We start from the raw sequence: 22,399 nt of genomic DNA on the forward strand, positions 1-22,399 counted from the left end.
CAACAACTTTATACATAATGAAAAAAACTATTTTATTCGTTTTTTCTCTTTTCTTAATAGCAACCTCTGCCTTTGCTCAACAAATTACTAAAGAAGGACACACGAATCAAAACAAATTTCGACAATTAAAACAAGAACTACCAACACCAAATAACCAGCACACAGCTTCTGGGGCTCCTGGGAAAGATTATACCCAACAAAAAGTTGACTACACGATGGATATTGTTTTAAATGACGATAAACGTAGTATATCTGGTAACGAAACAATTACTTATCACAACAACTCTGTTGATGAACTAACCTATTTATGGGTACAATTAGATCAAAACATGCGTGCAGCAGATTCTAAAACACCAGATATTGCTCCAACAAAAATTCGTAAAAAATTACCAAAACGTTTTTATGATAGAGCTTTCCCTGAAAAGGCTTTTGATGGTGGCTTTAAAATTACGAGCGTAACTAATACAGACGGAAGTAAATTATCATATACCATTAATCAAACAATGATGCGTATTAATTTAGCGCAACCATTAGCATCTGGCGCAACATTTAAATTTAATATTTCTTGGTGGTATAACATCAATAACCACAGAACCCAAGGAGGAAGATCTGGTTACGAACATTTTCCTAAAGATGGAAACAACAATTACGTAATCGCACAATTTTATCCTCGTATGTGTGTGTATGATAATGTAGAAGGATGGCAAAACGATCAGTTTTGGGGAAGAAGTGAATTTGCTTTAGAATTTGGAGACTTTAACGTAAATATAACCGTACCGGCCGATCATATGTTAGGTGCAACTGGAGTTTTACAAAACCCAAAAGATGTTTTTTCTAAAACTGAATTAAAAAGAATTGAAAAAGCTAAAAAAACGTTTGATAATCCAGTGATTATTAGAACTCAAAAAGAGGCTGAAAAAATTGAGAAAAATCGTTCTAAAAAAACAAAAACTTGGAAATTTTATGCCGAAAACGTAAGAGATTATGCTTTTGCAACTTCACGAAAATTTATTTTTGATGCAATGGCTGTTGACATTAACGGTAAAACCGTAATGGCAGAATCTTTATACTCAAAAGAAGCAAATCCATTATACGGAGATCATTCTACAAGAGCTGTAGCACAAACGTTAAAAACGTATTCTAGATACACTTTTGATTATCCATATCATAAAGCAATTTCTGTTGATGGGCAAATGGGAATGGAATATCCACAGATATGTTTCAATCCAGGAAGACCAGATCTTCCAGATGGAGGATATTCAGACAGAATAAAATATAGAATGGTTAAAGTTACCATTCACGAAGTTGGTCATAACTTTTTTCCGATGATTGTAAATTCAGATGAACGCCAATGGACATGGATGGATGAAGGTTTAAACTCTTATATGGAGATGTTAGCTGAATTAGATTACGATAAAGATTTTCCTATTACACGAGGGTATCCGAAAAATATTGTAAAGTATATGAGTGGTGATCAATCAAGAATTGCACCAATTATGTCTAAAGGAGATAATGTGTATAGTTTTGGTAACAATGCCTATGGTAAACCTGCTACTGCCTTATGGATATTAAGAGAAACCATAATGGGTAAAGAATTATTTGATCATGCTTTTGCTACTTACGCCAAAAGATGGAAATTTAAACACCCTACTCCTGCCGATTTCTTTAGATCGATGGAAGATGCCTCGGCAATGGATTTAGATTGGTTTTGGAGAGGATGGTTTTACACAACCGATGTTACTGATATTGGTGTAAAAGGTGTTAAAAAATTCTATACAACTAAAAATAAAGATGCATCAGTAAACTTTATTGAAGACACGAGTAATGGATTAGGTTTTTCTAAAAAACAAAGTAAATATCATTATGAAATTACTTACAATAAACCAGGTGGATTAGTAATGCCTATTATTGTTGAGTTTACATATAAAGACGGATCAAAAGAAAGAAAAACATATCCAGCTCAAATTTGGAGATATAATGATAAAGAGATAACTAAAGTGTTTTCTTCATCAAAACAAATACAAAACATAACTATTGATCCTGATTTAGAAACTGCCGATGTAGATACCTCGAATAATAGCTGGCCTAAAAAAAGAGCAACTAAATTTGACAAATTCAAGCGTAAAGTAAAAGGATAATCTTCTTTTATCGAAAAATATAAGCGACACAAAAAAACTGTGTCGCTTTTTTTGTTTACATATTTAAATAAAAAAGATAAAGATTTGTTAAAACTTTAACAAATCATCTTCTCTCTTTCACAAAATTTAGTAACTTTCCAAATATTATAAAACTCAATTAAACAAACAATGAGAAAGTACTCAACACTACTATTTTCTGCTCTTTTTGTATCTGCATCTATTTTTGCACAAGAAGCACCAAAAAATGAACCACAAAAAGGTCACATCGATCAAAACAAGTTTCGTCAGTTAAAAGATGTATTAGCTACTCCTAACGATCAACATACCGCTTCTGGTGCACCTGGTCATGCATATACGCAACAAAAAGTTGATTATGTAATGGATTTACGTTTAGATGAAGCTTCAAATAAATTATATGGTGATGAGACTATTACATATCATAATAACTCTAATGATCAGTTAGACTACTTGTGGGTGCAATTAGATCAAAACATGCGTGCTCCTGACTCTAAAACTCCATTAGCAGAGTCTAAAGGAGCTAACGGTTTTCAAACACCTGAAAAATTTGTTACCGACAACATGGGAAAACCAAAAGATTTTGGTTACAAAATAGAAGAAGTAAAGAATGCTGATGGTACTGATTTATCACACACTATTAACCGTACAATGATGCGTATTAACCTACCAAAAGCACTTGCACCTGGTGAGGTTTTTAAATTTAGTATTAAATGGAATTATTTAATCAATAACTCTGTTGATGATGGTGGTCGTTCAGGTTTTGAATTATTTCCTGATGGAAATAAAAACTATACAATCGCTCAATTCTTTCCTCGTTTAGCTGTCTATGATAACGTAGAGGGATGGCAAAACATGCAATTTTGGGGTCGTAGTGAATGGGCTTTAGAATTTGGAGATTATGATGTTAAATTAACAGTACCTGCTGATCATATTGTTGATGCAACTGGTGAATTACAAAACGAAAAAGATGTTTTAACTAAAGAACAACGCAAACGTTGGGAAAAAGCTAGAAAATCGTATAAAGACCCTGTTTTTATTGTAACACAAGAAGAAGCTGAAAAAGCTGAAAAAGGACGTTCATCAAAAACAAAAACATGGCACTTTAAAGCAAATAATGTACGTGATTATGCGTTTGCTTCATCTAGAAAGTATATTTGGGATGCAATGGCTGTTAAAATTAATGGTAAAAACATTATGGCTGTTTCACTATACCCTAAAGAAGGAAATCCATTATGGGAAGAACACTCAACAAGAGTTGTTGCTAACACATTAGAGGAATATTCTAAAATGACATTCGATTACCCATACTCAAAAGCAATTTCTGTACATGCCAAAAGACAAGGTATGGAATACCCTATGATTTGTTTTAACTACGGTAGACCAAATGCAGATGGAACTTACTCTGACAGAGTAAAAAACGGAATGATTGGTGTAATTACACATGAAGTAGGGCACAACTTTTTCCCTATGATTGTAAATTCTGATGAACGTCAATGGACATGGATGGATGAAGGTTTAAATTCATTTGTTGAAATTTTAGCAGAATTAGATTATGACCCAAACTTTAATACTGGTAACCTACCTAAGGATATTGTAAGGTATATGAGTTTAGATCAAAGTAAATTAAGCCCGATCATGTCGCAAGGTGATTATGTAAAAAACTTTGGTCCTAATGCCTATACTAAACCCGCAGCTGGTTTATACATGTTACGTACAACAATTATGGGGCCAGAATTATTTGACTACGCTTTTAGAACGTACGCTAAAAGATGGATGTTTAAACATCCTACTCCAGCTGATTTTTTCAGAACAATGGAAGATGCTTCTGGAATGGATTTAGACTGGTTTTGGAGAGGATGGTTTTACACAACTGATTATTCAGATATCGGAATAAAAGAAGTTAAACCTTTATATCTTACAGATAAAAAATCTGATAGAGTAAAAGAAATAATTAAAACAAATCCAAGAGCTAAAGCTTATTTTGATTCTTTAGGAGAGTTAGTTTATTTAACGGATAAAAAAGAAAATGCGAATGCATCTGGAGTAAAAAAATATGTTGATGGGTTATCTGCTGATAAAAAGGCTAATTTAAAAGAAATTCCTAAATACATGTATCAAGTTGAATTTGAAAAGCCAGGAGGTTTACCAATGCCAATTATTGTAGAATTAACTTATGTTGATGGTACCAAAAAGCGTGAAACTTTCCCTGCTCAAATTTGGATGAAAAATGATGCCAAAGTATTTAGAGTTTTTACTTCACAAAAAGAAGTTAAAAGTATTGTTGTTGATCCAGATTTAGAAACTGCGGATATAGATACAGCAAACAATAGTTGGCCTAAGAAAACAACAAATAAGTTTGATAAGTTTAAGAGTAAAGTAAGAAATTAATAAATTATACTCGTTTATATAAAAAACCCGCTGTAAAAAGCGGGTTTTTATTTATATATAAATTTTGTTGGTTTTATTATTTTCTAAATAACTTATTAATTTCTTCTAATGTTAATAATTTAGACTCAGTAAGAACGTCTGGATCTCTACTTACATATTGTTCAATTTGTAATTTAATTTCTCCCTCATCTCTTTCATATTTTAAATAAACTACATCTCCATTTGCTTTTATTTGGTACTTATGTCCTGCTGCTTCAGAAAAACCTCTTGTCATAATTTCATGTAGCTTATCTGCATCATTGTCTACATTTTTAAATGTAAAAGACACATATTCATTAATAGGGTTATTAATATTCTTGTAAAATAAGTTATAAGCTTCGTCTCCTAATTTTTCTAGGTAAACAAACTCTACTCTACCAACAATTTCAATCTTTGCTGTTTCAATAAATTCAATTTGTGAATACGAAGCAACAGAAAGAAATAACGTTGCTATAAAAAATAGTTTTTTCATAAATATTAGGGTTTAAAAGTTTGCTATAAATATATTTGATTCTAATTAGAAAGAATAACGTTTTATTAAATAAAAAATTATACTTATTATAAAAACAAAAGATACTATGTTACCCAAATAAAAACTACTCTAAAAAACCTTGCTCTTTCATCCAAGCATCTGAATAAATTTTATTCATATATCTCGAGCCATGATCTGGTAAAATGACAACTACTACACTATCTTTATCAAAATAATCTTTAGCTGCATATTGCTGAGTAGCTTGCAAAACAGCCCCCGATGTATATCCACAAAACAACCCTTCTGTTTTTACCAACTCTCTTGATTTAAAAGCTGCTGCTTTATCTGATACTTTTTCATAAACATCAATAACATCAAAATCAGTTGCGGTTGGAATTAAATTTTTACCTAGTCCTTCTATTTTATAGGGTGAAATTTCATTCTCATCAAAAGCACCTGTTTCGTGGTACTTTTTTAATACCGACCCAATGGCATCAACTCCTAACACTTTTATCTTCGGATTTTTTTCTTTTAAATACTTACCAGTCCCTGAAATAGTTCCTCCTGTTCCACTAGCAATAACAACGTGTGTAACTTTACCTTTGGTTTGTTTCCAAATTTCGGGACCTGTACTTTTGTAATGCGCTTCAATATTTAACTCATTAAAATACTGGTTAATATAAATAGAACCTGGGTTTTCTTTGTGCAATCTTTTGGCTACTTCGTAATATGAACGAGGATCATCAGCAGCAACATATGCAGGGCAAACATGCACCTCTGCTCCCATTGATTTTAGCATATCAATTTTGTCTTGTGATGATTTATCACTTACTGCCAAAATACATCTATACCCTTTTATTACACTAATCATTGCTATTGAAAAACCTGTATTTCCTGATGTTGTTTCAACAATTATATCTCCTGGTTTTAAAATACCTTTTTTTTCTGCACTTTCTATAATATGTAATGCTATCCTGTCTTTAGCTGAATGTCCTGGATTAAAAGCCTCAATTTTTGCGTAATAAGTTCCTAAAAAATCTTTAGTAATTTTATCTAACTTTATCATTGGGGTTTGCCCTATTAAATCTAAAATTGAATTGGTAATACCTTTATGTCTATTCATTTTTATTAAAAACTAAGAAAGCGTCATTGTATCAATGAGCACAAATTTATCTTTTTGAGATTTACTCATTATTACAATGACGCTTACACTCAAATCGAGTGCAAAAATATAATTATTTTTCTAACTTACCTTCTAACATTAAAAAGAAGCTATATTCTTCTGCGGTTTCTTTCAATGCGTTAAACCTTCCTGATGCTCCTCCATGACCTGCTTCCATATTTGTATGTAAAAAAAGCATATTATCATCTGTTTTTACATCTCTAAGTTTAGCAATCCATTTTGCAGGTTCCCAATATTGTACTTGGCTATCGTGTAGCCCTGTGGTAATTAACATATTTGGGTATTTTTGAGCCTTAACCTGATCGTATGGAGAATATGATTTTATATAATCATAATACTCCTTATCATTCGGATTTCCCCACTCATCGTATTCACCTGTTGTTAATGGTATTGTATCATCTAACATTGTAGAAATTACATCAACAAAAGGCACAGCTGCTATAATTCCGTTATATAATTCTGGGGTCATATTAACAATCGCCCCCATTAATAATCCACCAGCAGATCCTCCCATGGCATATAAATGTTTTGGTGATGTATAATTGTTATCTATTAAATATTTAGAGCAATCTACAAAATCATTAAAAGTATTTTTCTTATTAAGCATTTTACCGTCTTCATACCAATCACGTCCTAAATATTCGCTTCCGCGGATGTGCGCTAATGCATATACAAAACCTCTATCTAACAAACTTAAGCGCGTTGTTGAAAATCCGTCTGAAATAGTATGTCCGTATGATCCGTAGGCATATTGTAAAACCGGCGTATCTTTAGTTAACTTAGTGTTTTTATGATGTACAATTGATAAGGCTACCTTTTTACCATCGCGAGCAGTTACCCAAATACGCTCACTTACATAATTATTTTTATCAAATTTACCTCCTAAAACTTCTTGTTCTTTTTTGACTTCTTTAGATTTATCTTTCATATTAAAATCAATTACAGAGCTAGGAGTCGTCATCGAATTGTATGAATAACGGATAATTTCAGTATCAAAATCAGGATTACCGTGTACACCTGCCGAATAAGTTTCTTCATCAAAAGGTAAATAATAATCTGCTGTGTTATCCCAACGTTTGATACGAATTTTATTTAACCCATTGTTTCTTTCTTCTAAAACTAAATAATCTTTAAAAATTGAAAAATCTTCGAATAAAGTATCTTCTCTATGCGGAATTACATCTACCCAATTTTCTTTTTCAGTTTTATTTTCAGGAGTTTTCATCAACTTAAAGTTTGTTGCTCCGTCTTTATTGGTTTTAATATAAAAATGATCTTCGTAATGTGCAATATCATATTCTAAATCGCGCTCACGAGGTTGAATCATCCTTAATTCTTCCTTCGGATTATCAGCATTTAAAACTTGATATTCTGTTGAAACCGTACTATAAGAACCTACTACTATGTATTTTTTAGATTTAGTTTTTGTTACAAAAGCGCCAAAAGTTTCATCTTTTTCTTCAAAAACCAATTCATCTAATTTTGAGTCTGACCCTAATACATGTTTATATATTTTTGATGATCGTAAGGTTACTGGATCCTTTTTTGTATAAAATAATGTTTTATTATCATTTGCCCAAACACATCCACCAGTGGTATTTTCTATAATATCCTTATACAGTTTACCTGTTTCTAAATTTTTAATTCTGATAAAATATTGACGACGGCTTACCGTATCTGTAGCAAAGGCTGCTAATTTATTATCTGGTGAAATACTTAAACCTCCTAATTGAAAATAATCAAAACCTTTTGCCTCATCATTTACATTAAATAATATTTCTTCTTGTGCCTTTAATGTTTCTTTTTTACGGCTATAAATAGGATATTGTTGTCCCTTTTCAAAACGCGTTATGTAAAAATAACCGTTACTTTTATAAGGTACTGATTGGTCATCCTCTTTAATACGCCCTTTCATTTCTTCAAATAAATGCTCCTGAAACTCTTTTGTTTCTTTAGTTCGCTCTTCATAATAAGCGTTTTCGGCATTTAAATAATCGTACACTTTTTGAGTTTGCTCATCTTTAACATCCGCATTTTTTTGCGCATCTGTTAAACGCATCCAAAAGTAATCATCAGTGCGTTTGTCTCCATGTTTTTCTAAAGTTGTTGGTTGCTTTTCAGCAACTGGAGCTATAATATCTTTCTTCATTTCTTGTTTTTTGCAAGAAGCAAAAATAAGGCTAAAAGCTATAGCAGTTAACATTAATTTTTTCATTTTTATTTAGTTTGATTAATTTTCTTTTGAAAATATTATTTTTGTTAGTTAATATTATAAAATATAACGATATATGTTTGGAGATATTTCAGGAATGATGAATAAATTAAAAGATGCCCAAAAAAAAGTGGCAGAAACTAAAAACCGTTTAAACACCGTTTTAATTGACGAAAGTGCAGCCAATGGAGCTCTTAATATTACTGTTACAGCTAATAGAGAGGTTAAAGCTATTACTATAAATAAAAGTTTACTACAAGATAAAGAAGAACTGGAAGATTATTTAGTTTTAACACTTAACAAAGCTTTAAAAAGAGCAGGTGAAATTAACGAACAAGAATTAGCAATTGCTGCCAAAGATGGCATGCCAAATATTCCAGGAATGGATATGTTTAAATAAATACTATGTTATTACAATTAGATAATTACATGCTGCCTTGTTTAAACAAAAAACTTTTTGGAGTTGATTGCTTAGGTTGTGGTACACAACGTGCTTTAAGTTTACTTATGCATGGCGAATTTATTGCTGCTTTTAAAATGTATCCAGCTATTTATACACTGTTAATTTTAGCGGTATTTATTGTAGTAAATTTACTATATAAAGTAAAATATGCGCAAAAAATAATTAGTATATTGGCGGTTATTAATGTACTTATTATTGTAATAAGTTACTTTATAAAAATGAATCAATTAATTTAAATTTTAGTAAAAAAACTATGGAAAAACAAAAATTACCAAATTCAACAGGGGTTTTAGTATTAGGTATACTTTCAATACTATCATGTTGTTGTTACGGTTTTATTGGGTTAATTTTAGGAATCGTTGCATTAGTTTTAGCAAAAAAAGCTACTACTTTACATGCTAATAATCCTGATGAATACGATGGAATTAAGAATGTTAAAACAGGTAAAATGTTAGCTATTGTAGGTATTATTTTAAGTGCTTTATATCTTATATTAATAATAGGTATGATTGCTTATTTTGGGTTAGAAACAATACAAAATCCTGAATTATTTCAAGAGCAATTACAAAACATGCAGTAATTTTATCTTAGAAAATAAACATAAAAAAAGCAACCAAATTTGGTTGCTTTTTTTATATCATTCCTTTTGCTTTAAACTCTAAATATTTATTGATTACGTTTACCGATAATTGTTGTGGTTTGGTTAAAATAGCGTGAATACTATTCCGTTCTAACTCTTTTACAATTAAACGTTTTTCAAATGCATATTTTTCGGCTATTGTTTTATGATAAATACTTTGTAAATCTTCCGAATTTTCATTTACCAAACTATCAAGTTCAGTGTTTTCAAAGAAAACCGTTACTAATAAATGTTTTTTAGCGATTGCTTTTAAATACGGTAGCTGTCTTTTTAAGGCTGAAATATGCTCGAAATTTGTATATAAAATAAGTAAACTTCGTTGATTTATTTTTCTTTTAATCGTTGCATATAACAACGCAAAATTAGCATCAGTAAAATTGGTTGTAATATTATACAACTCTTCATTAATTACCGATAAATTTGTTTTTTTATTACTCGCTGCTATAATTTTTTCTACATTTTTAGAAAACGTAAGCATTCCTGCTTTGTCATTTTTTAATAAGGCTATATTTGAAAAAGCTAAGGCCGAATTTATTGCGTAATCTAACAAACTTAATCCTTCAAAAGGCATTTTCATAACACGTCCTAAATCGATAATTGAATAAATGGGCTGCGATTTTTCATCTTGATATTGATTTACCATCAAGGCACCTCTTTTGGCAGTTGCTTTCCAGTTTACATTTCGCACATCATCGCCTGGAATGTAATTTTTAATTTGCTCAAATTCCATTGTATGTCCAATACGACGGATTTTTTTCATTCCAAATTCTGTTAAATTATTGTGCATCGCTAAAAATTCATACTTTTTCATTTGAACATACGACGGATACACTTTTACGTCATTAGCATCTGAAAAAGTATATCTTCTGGAAAAAATTTGTAAAATTGATGAAACAAAAACATGTATGCTTCCGAAATTATACACACCTCTTTCTACAGGGCGAACGCTGTATGTAAATGTTGATTTTTCGGCAGATTGCAACATTGTTTTATAATCAAAATCTCTTTTTTGAAACTGCGTTGGTAGTTCATCAATCAACGATATAAAAACCTGAAAAGGATACTTATTTTCTAACGTAATAGCTATTTCATTTTCATCAGAATTTGATAATTTATCTGACACTATACGTTTTGATGAAAATCCATTTTTAAATCGATATAAAATCACTAGGTCTATACACATGGTTATTAAAAATAGCCATACCAATAACCATGTTGCATTGTAAATAACAGGCAGCCAAAACGATATTAAAAACAATGCTGAAAAAACGCTTATATAACTAAAAAAGCGATTGTGAATGTATAGGGATTTAAAAAACTTGATCACTATCTTGGAACTTCTACAGATTGCACAATCATTTCAATAACCTTATCAGTAGTCATACCCTCCATTTCTCGTTCAGGCGTTAACATAATTCGATGACGTAATACTGGATAAATACTCTTTTTTACATCTTCAGGAATCACAAAATCACGTCCGTTTATGGCTGCAAAAGCTTTTGAAGCCATTAAAACGGCAATACTAGCTCTTGGCGAACCACCTAAATATAAGTGTGTGTTATTACGTGTATTTGATATTAATTGAGCGATGTATTTTATTATTTTTTCTTCAACCAACACTTCAAAAACCTTACTTCTGTATTCTAATAATTCGGCTTCTGTTAAAACTGCTTTTACTTTAGTTTGTGGCAATGCTCCTTTTCTGTCATTATGAGCGGTGATAATTTTAATTTCTTCTTCTAAATTCGGATAGCCAACGTTTATCTTGAATAAAAAACGGTCTAACTGTGCTTCAGGCAATGCATAAGTACCCTCCTGCTCTATTGGATTTTGGGTTGCTAAAACCATAAATGGCGGATTCATAACATAACGTTCACCATCCATAGTAATTTGCTTTTCTTCCATTACTTCAAACAAAGCTGCTTGCGTTTTTGCTGGCGCTCTGTTTATCTCATCAATTAAAACAATGTTAGAAAAAATTGGTCCTTTTTTAAACTCAAAATTTGAAGTTTTCATGTTTAAAACAGACGTTCCTAAAACATCTGAAGGCATTAAATCGGGTGTAAACTGAATTCTACTAAAATCGGTCGCTATTGTTTTTGCTAACAATTTTGCGGTTACTGTTTTTGCAACTCCAGGTACTCCTTCAATTAATACATGCCCGTCTGCCAATACAGAAACTAATAACAGCTCAATAAACTCTTCTTGCCCTACAATTACTTTTGCTAATTGTTCTTTTATTTTACCAACCGCTTCTTTTAACTTTGACAAGTCTATTCTGCTTGAAAATAGTTCGTTTTCTTCTGTTGGATTATTTTCTGTATTCATAAATTTTTATCCTTTTATATTAAAGTATAAACATTTTATATACTTTTTACTCTTTTTATTTAATAATCTATTCTCAATGTAAACGGTGCTGTTTTATAAGGACCGTTTGTTAGGTATACTTCTCCTTCAAAATAAGTTCTATCATTATCTGAAAAGATATAAAAATCATCTTTTGCAGGTATCTTAAAGGTTAGTTCAGTAAAACTTTCGTTTATACTAGTGTACATTTCATCGTCTTTATATCTTCCCATATGAAGCTGATATTCATTATTACCATCATTAAATATTAACTTCGTTTCGTTAGCTATATACCCTAAGCCTTTTGTTGGTATAAAATCCTCATTTACAATATATCTAAAGTTGCTCCCTTTTAAAATTAACGTTTCACCTGAATTAATTGTTGTTTTATTTACATTTTCAATTACTGGTTCTTGCGCTTCTAAAACAATTAATTTTTTATCAAAATATTTATTGACTCCGCTGTTATAGTAAACGGCTAAATAATACGTTGCTAATGGTGTTGTTTGGGGGATTGTAAAATTTATTTTCCCTTCATTATTAACTTCATGTTCTAATAAAATAGTACTAAATGTCGTTTCGTTTTCTAATACTATTTTTTCAATACTAGTAGTGTTTATATCGCTTAATATAGTATTAGTTGTATTTTGATAGTATAGTAAATTTTCTGTCTCGGCTAATTCAAACGATGCGTCTGACGCCGATTTTATGTTATCAAAATTACTATCACGGACTAAAAAAGTATCACTAAGTACCTGACCTGTTACTTTATTTTTTATGGTTAATGTATAATTACCTGTACCAAAAGCGGGTGCTTTAAAATATATTTTTTGTAAATTTCCACTAACAGTTACCCAACCATAAGGAGTTTCTTCAACTAAAGTTAATTTTACAGGAATATCTTTTGTTCCATCATTTAAATTTAATTCCCAATTATTTTTATCACTATCAAAATCTAAAGCGTAAAATATTATATCTCTTTCATTTAACGCTGGTAATAATACATTTTTTTCAAAACCTAAATAACGAAATTCTTTAGAGGTTGGTTCATTACTACTACAAGCTGCTATTAAAATTACAAGTAATAAACTTGCTATTGCATTTATTATTCTTTTCATTTTTTTTAATATAATTATTAAACTAATTTGAGGTTTACTCTTTTTATTAAATTTATTTTTAATTCTTTTTAAACGCTTCAATTGCTTTATTAAGCGCAATTAAATCTTCTTCTAAAATTTTATCTTTATCGTTTATGCTATCAATTTTCTTAAATAACTCTGATACTTTTTCTAACGAATTACCACTTCTGCTGGCTAGTTTACTGTAAAAAGGTTCGTCAATTTTTAAGGTTGATAATCGGTATGTAATTCTTATGTATTCTAAAAAATAATTTATTTTATGTGTGGCTATGTTTTTATGATCTGATTTTTCATAGTACATATTCGCAATCGTGCGTGTAAATGCCAATGTTTGATTTTTTAAAGGTGTTATTACAGGTATAAATCGCTGGCTTCTTTTTCCTTTAAAAATTACAAAAAACAACACTCCTATCAATGCAATATAATATGCCCATTTTAAATGTTTAGAACCTAAAACATATTTCATTGGCGTTGATATTCCGCTTTTTCCTGTTTTATAATAGGCATCCCATAAAATAATAGCATCATTACCAACAGTATCAATACCTGATTTTTTTTTGTTTTTTGATGTATTATTTAAATATGATAATACACTTGCTACGTATTTATAATTATCATTTAAAAGCATATTATAATTGGTAAATGCTTGTGGAAATGTATGCAAATAGAAAGTACCTTTTCCGAATTTTGTTTTAATAAAATTTGGTTTACGACTTATAATTGAATCTTTTTCATTTTTAATTAATAATTCGCCTAAAATAGTTGTGTTTAAAGTATCTATTTCTGAAAAATAGGCTTTCGAAAAATCTCTATCAAAATAATATTCATTAATATTTACATGTTTATTAACCAATATTTGATATGCTTTTTCTTCAAAAACTGTTGTACTTAACTGTTTTGAACGAACATTTAAAGTATCAATATTTACCCCATTTGATGCTATAAAAACATCGTTTCCTCTGGCTACAAAATTGAGTAACTCATTAAATTCTTCTTCTCCGAAGTTTAATTTTCCATCAACAAAAAAATAAGTTCCTGCATTGGTTGAATCTTTTAAAAACACATACGGAGATTGATATACATCTCTTACTTTTTTATCAGTAAAAAAAGACGTCATTTCTTTGTGCAACACATAAGTTCCGTATGGTATTTTATGTTTCGCATCATAACTCGGAAACCAATTAATTTCTTTTGGTTTTATTAACTCAACATAAACAATGCCCAGTATTATAAATACCAATAAACCAATATATACTTTTAGTTTTTTGTCCAACCTATTAAATTTTAGCAATCATTTTTTTAAAGTTTATTTCAGCTTTTAAAAACTTTTCTTTATCAATTAAAAACTCACCATACCAAACGTAATCATATAAATGCGTTAGTGTTTCAAACTCTTTATATAAGTTTTTATTTGAGGCTAACTCTTTTATATAATCTTCATTTGTTTTTTCTTGCTGCCAAAAAATCAATTCTTTTTCTGATAACTTTTTTAATAATAATAAATAATAATAACGAGTAGCCAATTTAAAATTACCATCCGTTATGGCTATTTTAATTAATGCTGGTAAATCTTTTTCTTTTATTAAAGTTTCTTCGTCTGATAAACTTACCATTGCTGTAGCTTTTTTACCATCAATAATATTACGAGCATTTACTTTTAAAAAGAATTTAATAATTAAAAATAAAACCAAACCAGCAATTATATATGGTAAAATTTTTAAAACCCATTTTAAAAACCCCATAGCTGGCGAAATATCATCAAAAAGATAAGACAATACTTTTTTGATTGTTCTTTTAAACCAATTCCATACTTTTTCTATAACTGTTGGTTCTCTTTTTTCTACTATATATATAAAAGCATCTTGCTGTTTATAAGCTTCAATCTTTTTATTGTCGAACTTTTTTAATTCGATAAATTCTGTATCAAACTGAACCTTTTTCTTTTCAGATGTTTGTGAAAACATCTGAAAAGAAAGTAAAAAAAATGCTATGTAAAAAAATAAATATTTCAAAATATTATTGACCTATACTATCAATGGTTTCAATGGTTCCTGTTAAGTTTTTTTGCTCATTAATATCAAAATATATAAACACATTGGTAACTAATGTTATTGCATAAAACATTAATTGCCCTACGATAGATATTAAATTTAATAACAAATAAATAGGATCGCTAAAAATACTAAAAATCGCCGTTGGATCTTCACTGCTCATTCCAATACCCATTTGTATAAATTGATATATCATTACTGGTATTTGAAAAATATAGCCTAAAACTCCAACTAAAAGACTCACAACAAAAATAACCCCAAAGGTTTCCCAAAAATGCCCGCTAACAAAGCTAAAACATTTACCAATTGTATCAGTTGCCGATTCATTTTGAAATACTAAAATCGAAGCACCCAACGATAAAACTGTCCATGTATAAAATATAGGAAACACACATAACATTACACTTACAAAAAGTATGATTCCTGATAAAACACCAAAGCCCATAAACGACCAAAAACGTTCTTTTGTATTGCGTGCTATTTCTTCTTGGTTTACAACTCCATTATTATCAATATACGACTTTATATAATGCATTCCTGCTAAATTAATAAACACAAATGCTACTAAATAAGCTAACATCATTATTAATGCTGATGCCAACATTCCTAAAGCACCACTTACTTCTTGCGACATTAATGATGACATAGACATCATGTAATATATCATTGCTGCCACTGCTATTAACATAGGAATTGCTGCTGTTTTTAAAATTGTTAAAAAAAACTGTTTTCCTTCTAATCGTATAAACTTAAAAGCATCGGTAATAATGGCTCCTAAATCTCTTTCTTTTTTAAATTGTATGTATTCTTTATTCATAAGTTTGGTTGATAATTAATTTTTTATGTAGTTGAATTGGATAAATTACGTAATAAAAGATAATACTGGCTAATGAAACTAAAATAATGGTAATAGCCAACCAATCTGGCATTTCAGTATGACGTGTTACAAAACCTTCTAAAAAACCAGCAATGATAAAAAAAGGAATGGTACTTACCATAATTTTTAATCCGTCTTTCATACTTTTTTTAAAAGATTCTAATCGAGAATAGGTTTTAGGAAATAATAATCCATTTCCCAAAACCAAACCGGCACAGCCTGCAATTACAATTACTGATATCTCTATGGTACCATGAATCCATATAGTTCGCGATGATTCCCATAACAATCCTTTATCATAAAAAAAATACAAAAAAGAACCTAACATAATACCGTTTTGCATCATTATATATAACGTTCCTACAGAAAATAGCATACCTAAAACAAAAGCAAACATGGCTACTTTTATATTATTTATGGTAATTCCGATAAACATATCTACCTCATTAGCTTTTTTATAAACCGCCATCGGGTCGCCTTTTTCAATATTTTCAAGCGTCATATTTACATAACTATCTCCTAAAATAAGGCGCACAAAATCAATATCGTTTGCTGAAGAAAAAGCACCTACCAAACTAAAAAAAGCAAATACAACAAACGCAATTAATAGTTGTTTTTGATGTTTGTAAAATGATAACGGAAACTCAGTTTTAAAAAAACTGATAAATCTATTTTTACTTTCTTTTTTTGTTTTATATATTTTTTGATGAGCAATAGAAGCAATCGAATTTAAATATACGAACGTATTTCCTTTCGGGTAAAAGGTTTTTGCATAACTTAAATCATCAGTTAACTCAACATATAGTTCAGATAATTTGTCTGGCGAAATAGCTGTTTTATTGTATAAAACAGCTTCAAACAACTGCCATTTTTCTTTATTTTTCTTTACAAAAGCAGCTTCTCTCATTCAGAAAAAAAATTATAGCAATTATTACAAGAAACTTCTCTAATCATAGAATATTTTTATCTTCGCTAAACTAAAAAAAGTTATAAGAACTATCAATAAAAAAAGAGAAAACTAATTCATGGACAATTTTCAAATAGAAACTGCTCAAAATATTTCAATACATCAAAATGTAGCACATATTACCACTCGAATTGGCTCATACCTAATAGATTTTTTATTCATTGTTGGCTATTATATCATCATATTTTTTATAATGGGAATGCTAGATATAGCACCTAGTATGGAATATATGAGTTTATACATGCTATTATCTTTACCCGTTTTTTTTTATAGTTTACTTTTTGAAGTTTTAATGAATGGGCAAACCCCTGGCAAGTACTTTAATCAAACTAGAGTTGTAAAAATTGACGGATCTAAACCTACTTTTGGCAGCTACTTAATGCGCTGGTTATTACGCATTATAGATTTTAGTTTGGCTGGTGGATCGGTTGCTGTTTTAACCATTCTTTTAAACGGAAAAGGGCAACGATTAGGCGATTTAGCAGCAAGTACAACTGTCATTTCTGAAAAGAAAAGAATCACCCTAAGCAATACCATTGCTAATGATATTCTTGATAATTATACACCAATATATTCACAAGTAACTCTTTTAACCGACAATGATATTCATACCATTAAAAAAGTATATCATGATGCTCGAAAAAAAAGAAATCATCAAGTAATAGTAAAGCTCAGCAAAAAAGTTAAAGAGATAACCAACATTACTACTGAGCAAACTCCAATGGATTTTATAGACACAGTAATTAAAGATTATCATTATTACGCGCAGCAGTAAATAACTTTTTATTATTAAAAACATTTGTTGCTAGGTAGAACACTGTCAAAATTTTCGATTATCTTCGAACAGATAAATTTTATGTTTCTCTGTTTTCAAATCGCTTTTGCTATTTCACTAAATACGAATTAGTTAAAAACTTGTTTATTTTTGGTTGATAAAAAGACAATTAAAAGTCCTTTTTCGGTTGATTAATATCCTATTTTCGCCTTCTTTATCAACCTATAAATTCAGGATTTCTTCAACGCATGCAAAACGAAAAAAACTGGTTACAATACTATAAAAACAGCTTATCAGATAGCGAAAATTTAGCCATCGATATTGCTAAAATCAAGAATTTATTTCATCAAAACGCTACCGATTTAAGTAATGCCCTTATTAATACTAAGCAAGCAAATGAATTGTTAGATGTTGAAGAACGTCGCATTAATCGATTAAAAGGAGTCACAAAAAAGGATAGTAATAAATGGCATAAAGTTGAAGAAACTAAAATATTAATTGCCCCTTTTTATTTAGAATATCAAACAGACAATCCCGCTTATAAACGCCCTATTCACCCTTTTTGGATTACTGCTGTTGTAAATAGATCTGGACAATTATCGGCTCCAAAAGATATATTTCCATTAATTGTTCGTAATTACTTAACGCCAATAGCCGATGTTAAAAATGATTTTATTTTTGCTGCCATCGATACTATTTTAGATGCCAAAGAAATGGAAGCTCCAGAGGCTGAGTACGAAGATGAAACCATACCTTGGAACGAATATTGGGATTATATAAATCATATTTTCTCAGCAATTACCCATCATAATTTATACAGTTATAATGTAGAAAAATATACTACTAAATTTCAACTTACTTATTTTGCTATCAGTTCAAAAATTTCTACTGCAAAAAGTATTTTATTTTTGTATGAAAACTTATTAAAAAACGAAGAAACATTACCAATACTATCAAAAATAATAAATCCGGCTGCTAAAAACCGAATAGAAGCTGTTACCGATACAGGTTTTTTAAACTATAATCATTTACACTTAGGGCAAATGTCTAACGAGTTTCCCTTATCTATTAGTCAACGAAAAACTTTATTATCATACTTAACTGCCGAAGAAAATGCGGTTACAGCCGTAAATGGTCCTCCAGGTACCGGAAAAACAACATTATTACAAAGTTTAGTTGCCACCGAGTTTGTAAAAGCTGCCATTAAAGGAGAAGATGCTCCCATAATATTGGCCTGCTCTAACAATAACCAAGCGGTAACCAATATTATTGATAGTTTTATTAATTCTAAAAGCACCGAAAAAGATTTAGCTGCCCGTTGGATACCTGACTTTAACGGTTACGCTACCTACTTACCTTCAAACTCTAAAAGTGAAAAAGCCTTAAAAAACATTAACTTTTTAAAAGGAAACATGTTTGGTAATGAAGGTACTTTGTGTAATTTAGAAAATGAAAAATATGTAGACGAAGCTGAATATTATTTTTTAACCCAATATTGTAATTACTATGCTACCGAAACAAATTCACTAGAAGATGTTTGTGAATTTTTACAAGATGAAATTATTAAAATTGAAGATACTTTAATTGATGGTGTTCAATTTTCAAGCGATTATATAAGCGCTATTGATTATCTTAATAACATCATTTTAAATGAAGATAATTACATAAAAAAAGATGCGTTTAAAATTGGAAACCTTCAAGAGTGGCGCACCATACTTACCAATTTAAAATCAGCCGCAAAGCAAACAGATTTTATCAATCAAGTAAAGCTTTATTTTACTACCAGTAATGAAGATCAAAACAATGATTCAAAGGTAATCTTTAAAATTACTGAAGGTACTATCAGTAACAATCAAAAAACAAATAACTTTATAAAAGAATGTCTTGCAAATGTAAATTTAGCATTACAAGCCAATTTAAAATTAAAAAACTGGAAAGTAAAAAATAATATCAAAGGGTTTCCTTTTGTATCCGAAGCCCAAATGTGGCAAAACGAGTACGAAAAATTAAACTCCAACAATACTACGCAACGTTTTTTTTATGATGAGTTAGATATCGAGTTACGCCATAAATCCTTTCTTTTAGCTGTTCATTATTGGGAAGCTCGTTGGTTACTCGAAACAAGAAATGTTATTGAAAATAACACCGAAAAAGGAACAGGTGAAAACGCCATTAAAGCAAAATGGAAACGCAGAGCCATGCTTACACCATGTTTTGTTGCCACTTTTTACATGGCGCCAACCCATTTTTTATATAGCCAATTTCAGGGAGAAAACGAAAACGGAAAACCTATTTTCGAATACCTACCTTTATATAACTTTTTAGATCTTTTAATTATTGATGAAGCTGGTCAAGTAACACCCGAAGTTAGTATTCCTGTATTTTCATTAGCTCAAAAAGCCTTTGTAATTGGCGATTTAAAACAAATAGAACCCATCTGGTCTATTCCGCCTAAAATCGATGTAGGTAATTTAACCAGTTTAAACATGCTACAAAATGAAAACGATCAGCATTATTTAAATCAAATGGGCTTTTTAGCTTCTAGCGGAAGCATTATGAAAATGGCACAAAATGCTTGCGAATTTGAAACCCCATTAGCCAATCAAAAAGAACAAGGTTTGGTTTTATTAGAACACCGAAGATGTAACGATGAAATCATTAATTTTTGCAACGAACTAGCCTATAACGGTATTTTAAAACCAATGAAAGGAAAAGCAAAAGACACCCAAGTTTTTCCATCAATGATGGCGTATCATGTAGAAGGTTTTAGCGAACGTAAATTTAACAGTCGTTGCAATATAAACGAAGTAAATGCTATTATAACTTGGCTGCAACAAAACAAAGAAACCATACAAGAAGCCTATAATGTTGATACTATTGAAAGTGTTTTAGGTATCATTACGCCATTTGCCAGTCAAAAAGGAGAACTATCAAAAGCATTAACCGAAGCCGGCTTTAAAGTAAACGATATTAAATTAGGTACCGTGCATGCTTTACAAGGCGCCGAACGAAACATTATTTTGTTTAGCTCGGTATATTCTAACCAAGATGAAGGCACCTTATTTTTCGAAAAAGATAACAAACCCAATATGTTAAACGTTGCCGTTTCTAGAGCTAAAGAAAGTTTTATTTTATTTGGCGACACTCGAATTTTTGACGAAACCAAAAACACCCCTTCAGGAATCTTAAAAAAGCACTTAAACGTATACGAAATGGTAAAGTAACATAATTATTTGAAGCTATTTCCCGCTTTTCGCACTCGCTCTTTGCAAGGAGCTCAAACAAACGCTACAATCGGGGCTATACCTATTAATAATGTTTTTTACTTTTTTAATAAACAGTTTTTATTTACTATAAAAAAGGAACGATTTAAAAACCGTTCCTTTTTCATATATAAAATTTAAGAATTTATTTTTTAAACTCCGAAATTGTTTTCTTAATAATTGCAATACATTCCATTAATTCTGTTTCTGTCATTACTAAAGGTGGTGCAAAACGTATAATGTTTCCATGTGTTGGTTTTGCTAACAATCCGTTATCACGTAATTGTATACAAATATCCCAAGCAGTTGAGCTTTCTTCAGTATCATTAATTAAAACAGCATTCAATAACCCTTTACCTCTTACCGACTTTACTAAATCAGTTGTTTCAGCAAATGCTGCTAATTCTTTTCTAAAAATTTGCCCTAATTTTTCAGCATTATTAGCTAAACTTTCTTCTTGCACAACTTCTAAGGCTGCCATTGCAACTGCTGCTGCAACAGGGTTCCCTCCAAAAGTAGACCCATGATTTCCTGGTTTAATAACATTCATAATATTATCATTAGCTAATACACCAGAAACTGGATATGCTCCTCCACTTAATGCTTTTCCTAATATTAAAATATCTGGTTTTACATTTTCATGATCTACTGCTAACATTTTACCAGTACGTGCAATTCCCGTTTGTACTTCATCAGCAATAAATAATACATTGTGTTTTTCACACAACGCTTTTGCCGCTGCTAAATATCCTTCAGACGGAACATACACTCCTGCTTCACCTTGAATCGGCTCAACCAAGAAACCTGCAATATTTTTATCACTCGCTAAAGCTTCTTCTAAAGCTTTTAAGTTATTGTATTCTATTTTAATAAATCCGTTTGTAAACGGTCCAAAGTTTTTACGCGCTACCGGATCGTTTGAAAAAGAAATAATTGTTGTTGTACGTCCGTGAAAGTTATTTTCACAAACTACTATTTGTGCATCATTTTCATCGATTCCTTTAACTTCATACGCCCATTTTCTACACAACTTTAAAGCAGTTTCTACCGCTTCAGCTCCTGTATTCATTGGTAATAATTTATCAAAACCAAAAAGTTCAGTAGCAAATTTTTCATATTTACCTAACATATCGTTGTAAAAAGCACGCGATGTTAAGGTTAATGTTTGCGCTTGGTTTACCATTGCTCCAACAATTTTAGGATGACAATGCCCTTGGTTTACTGCAGAATAAGCCGATAAAAAATCGTAGTATTTTTTACCTTCAACATCCCAAACATAAACACCTTCTCCTTTACTTAACACCACTGGTAATGGGTGATAATTGTGTGCTCCGTATTTGTTTTCTAGTTCAATCGCTTGTTGCGAAGTTAATTGGTCTAAAACAGCCATTTTTAATAAGTTTTTAATTAATGAATATAAAATCCATT

At 30.3% G+C, this 22,399-nt stretch carries 18 protein-coding genes; 7 read left to right on the forward strand and 11 right to left on the reverse strand.

Annotation, left to right across the window (positions count from 1 at the left end):
• The first annotated feature begins 17 nt into the window (after positions 1-17).
• Both Q4586_RS06130 and Q4586_RS06135 read left to right on the forward strand, forming a co-directional pair.
• On the forward strand, positions 18-2,138 hold the full coding sequence (locus Q4586_RS06130) for a M1 family metallopeptidase (protein WP_303527369.1): 2,121 nt from the start codon (positions 18-20) through the stop codon (positions 2,136-2,138).
• A 168-nt stretch (positions 2,139-2,306) separates the two neighbouring features.
• The gene (locus tag Q4586_RS06135) at positions 2,307-4,544 is read left to right on the forward strand and encodes a M1 family metallopeptidase (RefSeq protein ID WP_303527372.1); all 2,238 of its coding nucleotides are present in this window, start codon (positions 2,307-2,309) and stop codon (positions 4,542-4,544) included.
• Between the two features lie 76 nt (positions 4,545-4,620).
• Here the strand turns inward: Q4586_RS06135 and Q4586_RS06140 are convergent, their stop codons facing one another.
• The 3 genes from Q4586_RS06140 to Q4586_RS06150 form a co-directional block, all read right to left on the reverse strand.
• Positions 4,621-5,055 (reverse strand): hypothetical protein, encoded by a 435-nt coding sequence (locus Q4586_RS06140; RefSeq protein ID WP_068705546.1) that lies wholly within the window; start codon positions 5,053-5,055, stop codon positions 4,621-4,623.
• A gap of 124 nt (positions 5,056-5,179) precedes the next feature.
• Positions 5,180-6,178, reverse strand: a complete 999-nt coding sequence (gene capA, locus Q4586_RS06145; RefSeq protein WP_068705544.1) for a cysteate synthase — start codon at positions 6,176-6,178, stop codon at positions 5,180-5,182.
• Between the two features lie 112 nt (positions 6,179-6,290).
• Positions 6,291-8,453: a S9 family peptidase gene (locus tag Q4586_RS06150; RefSeq protein WP_438273381.1), complete on the reverse strand. Its 2,163-nt coding sequence runs from the start codon at positions 8,451-8,453 to the stop codon at positions 6,291-6,293.
• 73 nt (positions 8,454-8,526) lie between these two features.
• On the opposite strand from Q4586_RS06150, the gene Q4586_RS06155 reads away from it, so the two are divergent.
• The 3 genes from Q4586_RS06155 to Q4586_RS06165 are packed head-to-tail and all read left to right on the forward strand — an operon-like array spanning position 8,527 to position 9,493.
• Complete coding sequence (locus Q4586_RS06155) at positions 8,527-8,850, forward strand: YbaB/EbfC family nucleoid-associated protein (protein ID WP_303527380.1); 324 nt, start codon at positions 8,527-8,529, stop codon at positions 8,848-8,850.
• Between the two features lie 5 nt (positions 8,851-8,855).
• Positions 8,856-9,149, forward strand: coding sequence for a DUF2752 domain-containing protein (locus tag Q4586_RS06160; protein ID WP_068705540.1), 294 nt, complete (start codon positions 8,856-8,858; stop codon positions 9,147-9,149).
• 17 nt (positions 9,150-9,166) lie between these two features.
• The gene (locus Q4586_RS06165) at positions 9,167-9,493 is read left to right on the forward strand and encodes a CCC motif membrane protein (RefSeq protein ID WP_068705538.1); all 327 of its coding nucleotides are present in this window, start codon (positions 9,167-9,169) and stop codon (positions 9,491-9,493) included.
• 52 nt (positions 9,494-9,545) lie between these two features.
• On the opposite strand, the gene Q4586_RS06170 is transcribed toward Q4586_RS06165, so the two are convergent.
• The 7 genes from Q4586_RS06170 to Q4586_RS06200 are packed head-to-tail and all read right to left on the reverse strand — an operon-like array spanning position 9,546 to position 16,873.
• A complete protein-coding gene (locus tag Q4586_RS06170) occupies positions 9,546-10,877 on the reverse strand; it encodes a DUF58 domain-containing protein (RefSeq protein WP_303527482.1) in 1,332 nt (443 codons plus the stop codon).
• A gap of 2 nt (positions 10,878-10,879) precedes the next feature.
• Complete coding sequence (locus tag Q4586_RS06175) at positions 10,880-11,881, reverse strand: AAA family ATPase (protein ID WP_303527387.1); 1,002 nt, start codon at positions 11,879-11,881, stop codon at positions 10,880-10,882.
• A 59-nt stretch (positions 11,882-11,940) separates the two neighbouring features.
• Positions 11,941-13,017, reverse strand: a complete 1,077-nt coding sequence (locus Q4586_RS06180) for a hypothetical protein (RefSeq protein WP_303527389.1) — start codon at positions 13,015-13,017, stop codon at positions 11,941-11,943.
• A 58-nt stretch (positions 13,018-13,075) separates the two neighbouring features.
• Positions 13,076-14,311 carry a DUF4350 domain-containing protein gene (locus Q4586_RS06185; protein ID WP_303527391.1) on the reverse strand — a complete coding sequence of 412 codons (1,236 nt, stop codon included), beginning with the start codon at positions 14,309-14,311 and terminating at the stop codon, positions 13,076-13,078.
• Between the two features lie 4 nt (positions 14,312-14,315).
• Positions 14,316-15,002: a DUF4129 domain-containing protein gene (locus tag Q4586_RS06190; RefSeq protein WP_303527394.1), complete on the reverse strand. Its 687-nt coding sequence runs from the start codon at positions 15,000-15,002 to the stop codon at positions 14,316-14,318.
• Positions 15,003-15,054: 52 nt separating this feature from the next.
• Entirely contained in the window at positions 15,055-15,906 is an 852-nt protein-coding gene (locus tag Q4586_RS06195; protein WP_303527396.1) for a hypothetical protein, read from the reverse strand.
• A complete protein-coding gene (locus Q4586_RS06200; RefSeq protein WP_303527397.1) occupies positions 15,899-16,873 on the reverse strand; it encodes a stage II sporulation protein M in 975 nt (324 codons plus the stop codon). Before Q4586_RS06200 ends, Q4586_RS06195 begins: the two co-directional genes overlap by 8 nt.
• Before the next feature lie 118 nt (positions 16,874-16,991).
• Between Q4586_RS06200 and Q4586_RS06205 the strand changes: the two genes are divergently transcribed.
• Together Q4586_RS06205 and Q4586_RS06210 are read left to right on the forward strand one after the other, a co-directional pair.
• Positions 16,992-17,708, forward strand: a complete 717-nt coding sequence (locus Q4586_RS06205; protein ID WP_303527399.1) for an RDD family protein — start codon at positions 16,992-16,994, stop codon at positions 17,706-17,708.
• Positions 17,709-17,956: 248 nt separating this feature from the next.
• Positions 17,957-20,932 carry a DEAD/DEAH box helicase gene (locus tag Q4586_RS06210; protein ID WP_303527401.1) on the forward strand — a complete coding sequence of 992 codons (2,976 nt, stop codon included), beginning with the start codon at positions 17,957-17,959 and terminating at the stop codon, positions 20,930-20,932.
• A 184-nt stretch (positions 20,933-21,116) separates the two neighbouring features.
• Here Q4586_RS06210 and rocD read toward each other — a convergent pair whose 3' ends face one another.
• A complete protein-coding gene (gene rocD, locus Q4586_RS06215; RefSeq protein ID WP_068705521.1) occupies positions 21,117-22,361 on the reverse strand; it encodes an ornithine--oxo-acid transaminase in 1,245 nt (414 codons plus the stop codon).
• Between the last annotated feature and the right edge of the window lie 38 nt (positions 22,362-22,399).

This window comes from Tenacibaculum soleae (genome assembly GCF_030549005.1).
Lineage (GTDB): Bacteria > Bacteroidota > Bacteroidia > Flavobacteriales > Flavobacteriaceae > Polaribacter > Polaribacter soleae.

What these genes read in the sequence shown, in the direction of transcription:
- Q4586_RS06130 (WP_303527369.1), top strand. Translation starts at nt 18, where the DNA reads ATGAAAAAAACTATTTTATTCGTTTTTTCTCTTTTCTTAATAGCAACC.
- Q4586_RS06135 (WP_303527372.1), top strand. Translation starts at nt 2,307, where the DNA reads ATGAGAAAGTACTCAACACTACTATTTTCTGCTCTTTTTGTATCTGCA.
- Q4586_RS06140 (WP_068705546.1), bottom strand. Translation starts at nt 5,055, where the DNA reads ATGAAAAAACTATTTTTTATAGCAACGTTATTTCTTTCTGTTGCTTCG.
- capA (WP_068705544.1), bottom strand. Translation starts at nt 6,178, where the DNA reads ATGAATAGACATAAAGGTATTACCAATTCAATTTTAGATTTAATAGGG.
- Q4586_RS06150 (WP_438273381.1), bottom strand. Translation starts at nt 8,453, where the DNA reads ATGAAAAAATTAATGTTAACTGCTATAGCTTTTAGCCTTATTTTTGCT.
- Q4586_RS06155 (WP_303527380.1), top strand. Translation starts at nt 8,527, where the DNA reads ATGTTTGGAGATATTTCAGGAATGATGAATAAATTAAAAGATGCCCAA.
- Q4586_RS06160 (WP_068705540.1), top strand. Translation starts at nt 8,856, where the DNA reads ATGTTATTACAATTAGATAATTACATGCTGCCTTGTTTAAACAAAAAA.
- Q4586_RS06165 (WP_068705538.1), top strand. Translation starts at nt 9,167, where the DNA reads ATGGAAAAACAAAAATTACCAAATTCAACAGGGGTTTTAGTATTAGGT.
- Q4586_RS06175 (WP_303527387.1), bottom strand. Translation starts at nt 11,881, where the DNA reads ATGAATACAGAAAATAATCCAACAGAAGAAAACGAACTATTTTCAAGC.
- Q4586_RS06180 (WP_303527389.1), bottom strand. Translation starts at nt 13,017, where the DNA reads ATGAAAAGAATAATAAATGCAATAGCAAGTTTATTACTTGTAATTTTA.
- Q4586_RS06190 (WP_303527394.1), bottom strand. Translation starts at nt 15,002, where the DNA reads ATGTTTTCACAAACATCTGAAAAGAAAAAGGTTCAGTTTGATACAGAA.
- Q4586_RS06195 (WP_303527396.1), bottom strand. Translation starts at nt 15,906, where the DNA reads ATGAATAAAGAATACATACAATTTAAAAAAGAAAGAGATTTAGGAGCC.
- Q4586_RS06200 (WP_303527397.1), bottom strand. Translation starts at nt 16,873, where the DNA reads ATGAGAGAAGCTGCTTTTGTAAAGAAAAATAAAGAAAAATGGCAGTTG.
- Q4586_RS06205 (WP_303527399.1), top strand. Translation starts at nt 16,992, where the DNA reads ATGGACAATTTTCAAATAGAAACTGCTCAAAATATTTCAATACATCAA.
- Q4586_RS06210 (WP_303527401.1), top strand. Translation starts at nt 17,957, where the DNA reads ATGCAAAACGAAAAAAACTGGTTACAATACTATAAAAACAGCTTATCA.
- rocD (WP_068705521.1), bottom strand. Translation starts at nt 22,361, where the DNA reads ATGGCTGTTTTAGACCAATTAACTTCGCAACAAGCGATTGAACTAGAA.